General features: G+C 64.0%; 9 protein-coding genes. All 9 read left to right on the forward strand.

From position 1 onward, the window contains the following. Positions 1 to 80: 80 nt before the first annotated feature. The 9 genes from mdcA to madM all read left to right on the forward strand — a co-directional run bounded on the left by mdcA (position 81) and on the right by madM (position 7,202). The gene (gene mdcA, locus GIV35_RS21485; RefSeq protein WP_236264538.1) at positions 81 to 1,751 is read left to right on the forward strand and encodes a malonate decarboxylase subunit alpha; all 1,671 of its coding nucleotides are present in this window, start codon (positions 81 to 83) and stop codon (positions 1,749 to 1,751) included. Beyond that, positions 1,752 to 2,585, forward strand: coding sequence for a triphosphoribosyl-dephospho-CoA synthase (locus GIV35_RS21490; protein ID WP_236264537.1), 834 nt, complete (start codon positions 1,752 to 1,754; stop codon positions 2,583 to 2,585). Further along, on the forward strand, positions 2,585 to 2,884 hold the full coding sequence (locus GIV35_RS21495) for a malonate decarboxylase subunit delta (protein WP_014720312.1): 300 nt from the start codon (positions 2,585 to 2,587) through the stop codon (positions 2,882 to 2,884). The genes GIV35_RS21490 and GIV35_RS21495 overlap by 1 nt, the downstream gene beginning before the upstream one ends. After that, the gene (locus GIV35_RS21500) at positions 2,877 to 3,719 is read left to right on the forward strand and encodes a biotin-independent malonate decarboxylase subunit beta (protein WP_105228841.1); all 843 of its coding nucleotides are present in this window, start codon (positions 2,877 to 2,879) and stop codon (positions 3,717 to 3,719) included. Before GIV35_RS21495 ends, GIV35_RS21500 begins: the two co-directional genes overlap by 8 nt. Further along, a complete protein-coding gene (gene mdcE, locus GIV35_RS21505; protein ID WP_236264536.1) occupies positions 3,716 to 4,486 on the forward strand; it encodes a biotin-independent malonate decarboxylase subunit gamma in 771 nt (256 codons plus the stop codon). The genes GIV35_RS21500 and mdcE overlap by 4 nt, the downstream gene beginning before the upstream one ends. Beyond that, on the forward strand, positions 4,480 to 5,076 hold the full coding sequence (locus tag GIV35_RS21510; RefSeq protein WP_236264535.1) for a malonate decarboxylase holo-ACP synthase: 597 nt from the start codon (positions 4,480 to 4,482) through the stop codon (positions 5,074 to 5,076). Before mdcE ends, GIV35_RS21510 begins: the two co-directional genes overlap by 7 nt. Next, the gene (gene mdcH / locus GIV35_RS21515; RefSeq protein ID WP_213152667.1) at positions 5,073 to 5,972 is read left to right on the forward strand and encodes a malonate decarboxylase subunit epsilon; all 900 of its coding nucleotides are present in this window, start codon (positions 5,073 to 5,075) and stop codon (positions 5,970 to 5,972) included. Before GIV35_RS21510 ends, mdcH begins: the two co-directional genes overlap by 4 nt. Positions 5,973 to 6,039: 67 nt before the next feature. Further along, complete coding sequence (madL, locus tag GIV35_RS21520; RefSeq protein ID WP_057976496.1) at positions 6,040 to 6,432, forward strand: malonate transporter subunit MadL; 393 nt, start codon at positions 6,040 to 6,042, stop codon at positions 6,430 to 6,432. A gap of 5 nt (positions 6,433 to 6,437) precedes the next feature. Further along, on the forward strand, positions 6,438 to 7,202 hold the full coding sequence (gene madM, locus GIV35_RS21525; RefSeq protein ID WP_032897715.1) for a malonate transporter subunit MadM: 765 nt from the start codon (positions 6,438 to 6,440) through the stop codon (positions 7,200 to 7,202). Positions 7,203 to 7,341 lie beyond the last annotated feature (139 nt).

Raw genomic sequence — 7,341 nt, forward strand, 5'->3', positions numbered from 1 at the left:
TCCAGCACCAAGCTTGATTGATGCCTCTCCACATTCGCTCCTAAGGTACAGCCCACGACAGCAAACCCCGTGGAGCGACCATGACAACAACCATCACCCCCGACTCGCGCTGGACGCGGCGGCGCGACGAGAAGCAGCGGCGGCTCGGGCTGGTCAAACAGTATGCAGACGGGGCGGTGTTGCCCAGTGACAAGATCGTCGAGGCCCTTGAAGCCTTGATCCTCCCCGGCGACCGCGTGGTGCTGGAGGGCAACAACCAGAAGCAGGCCGATTTTCTCTCGCGCTCCCTGGCCAAGGCCGACCCCGCCAAGCTCCACGATTTGCACATGATCATGCCCAGCGTGGGCCGTTCCGAGCACCTGGACCTGTTTGAAAAGGGCATTGCCCGCAAGCTGGATTTCTCTTTCGCCGGCACCCAATCCCTGCGCATCAGCCAGTTGCTGGAAGACGGCATGCTGGAGATCGGCGCGATTCATACCTACATCGAGCTCTATGCGCGGCTGGTGGTGGACCTGATCCCCAACGTGGTGCTCTCCGCTGGTTTCATGGCTGACCGGGCCGGTAACATTTACACCGGCGCCAGCACCGAAGACACCCCGGCGCTGATCGAGCCCGCCGCCTTCAGCGATGGCATCGTCATCGTGCAAGTCAACCAGTTGGTGGATGACGTCACCGACTTGCCCCGCGTCGACATCCCCGCAAGCTGGGTCGATTTCGTGGTGGTGGCCGACAAGCCGTTCTACATCGAACCGCTGTTCACCCGCGACCCGCGCCATATCAAGCCGGTGCATGTGTTGATGGCGATGATGGCGATCCGTGGCATCTACGAAAAACACAATGTGCAGTCGCTCAACCATGGCATCGGCTTCAACACTGCTGCCATCGAATTGATCCTGCCCACCTACGGCGAATCCTTGGGCCTCAAAGGCAAGATCTGCCGCAACTGGACCCTCAACCCGCACCCCACATTGATCCCGGCGATCGAAAGCGGTTGGGTGGAAAGCGTGCATTGCTTCGGCACCGAACTGGGCATGGAAAACTATATTGCCGCACGCCCGGATGTGTTCTTCACCGGCCGCGATGGCTCGATGCGCTCCAACCGCATGTTCTGCCAACTCGCCGGCCAATACGCCGTGGACCTGTTTATCGGCGCCACCCTGCAAGTGGATGGCGACGGGCATTCCAGCACCGTGACCCGTGGCCGCCTCGCAGGTTTCGGTGGCGCGCCGAACATGGGCCACGACCCACGGGGCCGCCGTCATGGCACACCAGCCTGGCTGGATATGCGCCACGACGATGCGCCTGAGGCCTTGCTTGAACGCGGCAAAAAACTCGTGGTGCAAATGGTCGAGACCTTCCAGGAAGGCGGCAAACCGACCTTTGTCGACACCCTCGACGCGGTGGAAGTGGCCCGCAAAAGCGGTATGCCCCTGGCGCCGATCATGATCTACGGTGACGACGTCACCCACTTGCTCACCGAAGAAGGCATCGCCTACCTGTACAAGGCGCGCTCCCTGGAAGAACGTCAGGCAATGATCGCCGCCGTCGCCGGGGTGACCGCCATCGGTATGCGCCACAACCCCAAGGACACTGCGCGCATGCGCCGCGAAGGCTTGATTGCCTTGCCCGAAGACTTGGGTATTCGCCGTACCGACGCCACCCGCGAGTTGTTGGCCGCCAAGAGCGTGGCCGATCTGGTGGAGTGGTCCGGCGGCTTGTACAACCCGCCCGCCAAATTCAGGAGCTGGTAAATGCGCGCGCTCAAACAGCATGAACTGAGCCTGGCCGATCGCCTGGCGGATATGGCCGTGGATGCGCTGATCGACGAAGCGGATTTGTCGCCCAAACCTGCTCTGGTAGACCGGCGCGGCAACGGCGCCCACAGCGATTTGCACCTGGGGCTGATGCACGCCTCGGCGCTGTCGCTGTGGCCGATGTTCAAGGAAATGGCCGAGGCCGCGCTCGACATCGGCGAAGTCGGCCTGCCCCTGCGCGAAGCGCTCGGGCGTATTGGCCGGGAAGGCGAGCAGGCCATGCTCGCCACCACCCAGGGCGTGAACACCCATCGCGGTGCGATCTGGGCCCTGGGGTTGCTTACCGCTGCGGCGGCCCTGGAGCCCCGCGCCATAACCCTGACCGCCGCCAAGTTGGCCCTGCTCAACGACCGCTTCGCCCCGCAGCCCATGAGCCATGGCGCCCAGGTTGCACAGCGCTACGGTGCACGCGGTGCCCGTGAAGAAGCCCAGCTCGGCTTCCCTTCGGTGACTCAACGCGGCCTGCCGCAACTGCACAAGAGCCGCCGCGCAAACGCCGGTGAGCAGAACGCCCGGCTGGATGCTTTGCTGGCGATCATGACGGACCTGGCAGACACCTGCGTGCTCTACCGCGCCGGTACCGAAGGCCTGGCTGCCATGCAACAGGGCGCCCAGGCCGTGCTCGACGCCGGTGGCAGCGCAACCCTGGCCGGACGCCGCCAACTGCATGAACTGGACCTGCAACTGCTGGCCTTGAATGCCTCCCCCGGCGGCGCCGCCGACCTGTTGGCCGCCTGCCTGTTTATCGACCGCCTCGACGGAGCGTTGTGATGGAAACCTTATCCTTTGAATTCCCCGCCGGGCAGCCCCCCAAAGGCCGTGCGCTGGTGGGGTGCGTCGGCTCGGGCGACCTGGAAGTGCTGCTGGAGCCGGGCACGCCCGGCACCTTGACCATCCAGGTGCAAACCTCGGTCAATGGCGCGCAGCAACGCTGGCAGCACCTGTTCGAACGCATCTTCCAGGAGCAGACGCCACCGGCCCTGAACATTGATATCCACGACTTCGGTGCCACGCCCGGGGTAGTGCGCTTGCGCCTGGAGCAGGGTTTCGAGGAGATCGGCCATGACTGACTTACTCGCTAAACACAGCTTTGTCGAACTTGGCGCCCGGCAGCGCGCCAAGGCGCTGTTGGATGCGGGCACCTTCCGCGAGTTGATCGACCCGTTCCAGCGGGTCATGTCGCCGTGGCTCAGCCGCCAGGGCGTGGTGCCCCAGGCCGATGATGGTGTGGTGATCGCCAAGGGCAGCATCGGCGCCAAGCCTGTGGTGATTGCCGCAATCGAGGGTAATTTCCAGGGCGGCAGCCTGGGTGAAGTTGGCGGCGCGAAAATCGCGGGCGCCTTGGAGCTGGCGGCCGAAGACAACCGCAACGGCATCCCCACCTGCGCGGTGCTACTGCTGGAAACGGGCGGCGTGCGCTTGCAGGAAGCCAACCTGGGCCTGGCTGCCATTGCCGACATTCATGCGGCGATTGTCGATCTGCGCCAGTACCAGCCAGTGATCGGCGTGGTGGCCGGCAGTGTCGGTTGCTTTGGGGGCATGTCCATCGCGGCTGGCTTGTGCAGTTACCTGGTGGTCACTCGCGAAGCACGCCTGGGCTTGAATGGCCCGCAGGTGATCGAGCAGGAAGCTGGCCTGGAGGAATACGACTCCCGCGACCGCCCCTTTATCTGGAGCCTTACCGGTGGCGAGCAGCGCTTCAACAGCGGCTTGGCCGACCGTTATGTGGCCGACGATGTGGCGCAGATCCAGCAGACCGTCAGCACACTGTTGCAGCAGGGCGTGCCCGCACAACCGCGCAGCCGGCGCGCTGATTTTTACCTGGCGCGCCTGGCCGAACTGGACGCGAGCGCGCAAATCGAGCCGGCGACTGTTCGCGCGCTGTATCAGGGAGAACGCTCATGAGAGGCTTGCAGTGGTTCAACGCATTGAGCGCCAACGCAACGCCGGTCGAAGGTTTGCCGGGCTCATTGAAAGTGGCGGATGGTGTGTTGGGTGAACAGGCGGTGCGCTATATCGCCGTGGTCCCCGACCCGCACAACCGCTTCCCCCGCGCCCGCAATGGCGAAGTCGGCCTACTGGAAGGCTGGGGCTTGGCCAAGGCTGTGGACGAAGCCATCGCCCGGGGTGACAAGCGCCCCATCATCGCTATCGTCGACGTACCCAGCCAAGCCTATGGTCGTCGCGAAGAAGCCCTTGGCATTCATCAGGCCTTGGCCGCCGCCGCTGACAGCTACGCTCGCGCTAGGCTCGCCGGCCACCCGGTGATCGCCCTGCTGGTGGGCAAGGCCATGTCGGGGGCGTTCCTCGCCCACGGCTACCAGGCTAATCGCCTGATCGCCCTGCGCGACCCGGGCGTGATGGTGCATGCCATGGGCAAAGCCTCGGCCGCCCGGGTGACCTTGCGCAGCGTCGAAGAATTGGAAACCCTGGCCGCCAGCGTGCCGCCGATGGCCTACGACATCGACAGCTATGCCAGCCTGGGGTTGCTGTGGGAGACGTTGTCAGTCACCCAGATTGAACACCCCACGGCGGATGACGTGGCGCGGGTCAGCGATTGCCTGGTGCAGGCAGTCAAGGATATCGACAGTACCGACTTGAACTCACGCCTCGGCGCCACCAACCGAGCCGCCTCCAGCCGAGTGCGCCAGCTGTTGCGGGAGCAATGGTGAACGCCCACGACTTGCTCTGGGGCATGACCCTGGCGCATTTGCCTGCCGATGCCCCGGACTGGGTGCGGGACGCGATCCGTGCCGGGCATCCGGTAGTGGTGCGGCGCGCCATCGCCGAGCCGGGTCATGTGGCGGTCGGTGTGCGTGGGCGTTTGCGTGAGCAGCGTTTTGCCGCCCGGATGCCCGTGGCGGCGGTGCAACGGCGGGTGGCTCCGGAAGCTTTGCGAGCGGTGGTCTCACCACGGGATTTACCGGCGCTGCGGGCCCTCGATCAACTGCGGCCGGTGCTGGCGCAGCAAGACTGGGGCGTCAGCGGCAGTGCCGGGTTTGAATTGGCCAGTGGCATTGAAGCGCTGCATGCCAACAGTGACCTGGATTTGATTCTGTGCACGCCCAAGCCCCTGGATCGTAGCGAGGCGCGAGCGCTGTTGGCGATCCTGGACACCGCGCCCTGTGCCGTCGACCTGCAACTGCAAACCCCTTTCGGCGCCGTCGCCTTGCGCGAATGGGCTGGGCCCTCACGCCGTGTACTGCTCAAGACCGTCAGCGGTGCGCACCTTGTGCTCGACCCTTGGCAGGCCGTGGCATGAGCAGCCTTCTGGTGTTTCCGGGGCAGGGCGCCCAACGCAGCGGCATGCTCCAGGCGTTGCCGGCCGACATTCTGCAAGAGGCCAGCGATGCCCTGGGTGAAGACGTTCGTCGGCTCGACTCGGCGCAGGCGCTTGAATCGACGCGGGCTGTGCAACTGTGCCTGTTGATCGCCGGCGTGGCTCATGCCCGGCGATTAGAGTGCACGCCGGATTATTTGGCGGGCCTGTCCATCGGCGCCTACCCAGCCGCGGTGATGGCCGGGGCCCTGGACTTCGCTGATGCGATAAAACTGGTCAGCCTGCGGGGCGAACTGATGCAGCAGGCTTATCCACAGGGCTATGGCATGACGGCGCTGATCGGCCCTGATCTTTCCAGCGTCGAGGCCTTGCTGGCGGATATCCACAGCCCGCATACGCCGGTGTACCTGGCCAATATCAATGCCGACAACCAGACCGTCATCGCCGGCAGCAACGAGGCGATGAAGCGAGTTGCCGAGCGCATCAAAGGCAACGGTGTCGCCAAGCGCCTGGCCGTCAGCGTGCCGTCTCACTGCCCGTTGCTGGAGCAACCCGCCCAGGCACTGTTCCAAGCCTTCGTCCCACTCAAGGCGCCGCGCATCACTTACCTGAGCAGCACCCGCGCGCGACCTATCCACAACCCCGAACAACTGCGTGACGACCTGGCCTTCAATATGTGCCGCGTCGTCGATTGGCGCGGCACCGTGCAAAGCGCCTACGAGCGTGGTGTGCGGCTGCAAATCGAACTGCCCCCGGGCGCGGTGCTTACCGGTCTGTCACGCCGTGTTTTCGAACAAGGCACGGTGATCGCCTGCGAAGGCGCCCGCCTGGATACCTTGCAGGCCCTGCTGCAAGAGGAGGAGCGCCGCCACCGATAACGCAGTACCCAAGGCTTTCGAAGCACAAAAACAACAATTTCGAACGAGCACTTTGAGGACAACAACCATGATTATCTACGGTGTGGCTTTTTTGGCGTTCTGCACGTTGGCAGGGCTGTTTGTGGGTGAACTGCTGGGCAAGCTGTTGGGTATTCCGGCCAACGTCGGCGGGGTGGGTATTGCCATGCTGCTGTTGATCGGCCTGGGCAGCTACCTGAGCAAACGCGGCCTGTTTACCGGCAAGTCAGAGCAAGGCGTGAGTTTCTGGGCTGCGATCTATATCCCGATTGTGGTGGCGATGGCCGCCCAGCAAAACGTGTATGGCGCGATCAGCGGTGGGCCTATGGCGATTCTGGCCGGGACCCTCGCCGTGGTGCTTGGCTTTGCCCTGGTGCCCGTGCTGGTGCGTATCGGTAACCGCGAGCCGGTTGCGGTTGCTCCCACTAAAGAAGCGGGGTGATCGCCATGTACGAATCGATGATGAAAGTGATCACCGGCTACGGCTTGATCAGTGGTTTCGCCGTGATCGGCCTGACCATGTGGGTGTCTTATTGGATCTCCGATACCTTCACCAAGGGCCGCCTGCATGGTTCGGCCATTGCCATTTTGCTGGGGTTGGCGCTGTCGTATGTGGGCGGTGCGTTTACGGGTGGTTCCAAGGGCGTGGTGGATATTCCACTGTTGTCGGGCATCGGTCTGCTGGGCGGTGCGATGCTGCGCGACTTTGCCATTGTCGCCACGGCGTTTGGCGTGAGTGTCGATGAGCTCAAACGCGCCGGCTTCGTGGGTGTGCTGGCGCTGTTTGTCGGCGTGGGCTCGTCGTTCGTTGCCGGGGTAGGGGTGGCGATGGCGTTCGGGTACACCGATGCGGTGAGCCTCACCACCATCGGCGCCGGGGCCGTGACCTATATCGTCGGCCCGGTGACCGGCGCGGCGATTGGGGCCAGCTCCGAGGTGATGGCGCTGTCGATTGCCGCAGGGTTGATCAAGGCCATTCTGGTGATGGTGATGACGCCGTTCGTGGCGCCGCTGATCGGGCTGAACAACCCACGCAGCGCGGTGATCTTCGGTGGCTTGATGGGCACCTCCAGCGGCGTGGCGGGCGGCCTGGCGGCGACTGATCCGAAGCTGGTGCCTTATGGGTGTTTGACCGCGGCGTTCTATACGGCGCTGGGGTGTTTGCTGGGGCCGTCGTTGTTGTTTTTGCTGATGCGTGGGTTGGTGGGCTGACGGGTCGGGCCTCATCGCAGCATAGGTATCTACACAACTTCGGCACGACGCTAAATCTGTGGCGAGGGAGCTTGCTCCCGTGACGGCCTGGCAGCCGACACAGATATAACTGATGCCCCGCGATCCAATGTGGGAGCTG

The sequence above is a fragment of the Pseudomonas sp. PA-1-6B genome (assembly GCF_021609545.1).
Lineage (GTDB): Bacteria > Pseudomonadota > Gammaproteobacteria > Pseudomonadales > Pseudomonadaceae > Aquipseudomonas > Aquipseudomonas fluorescens_BV.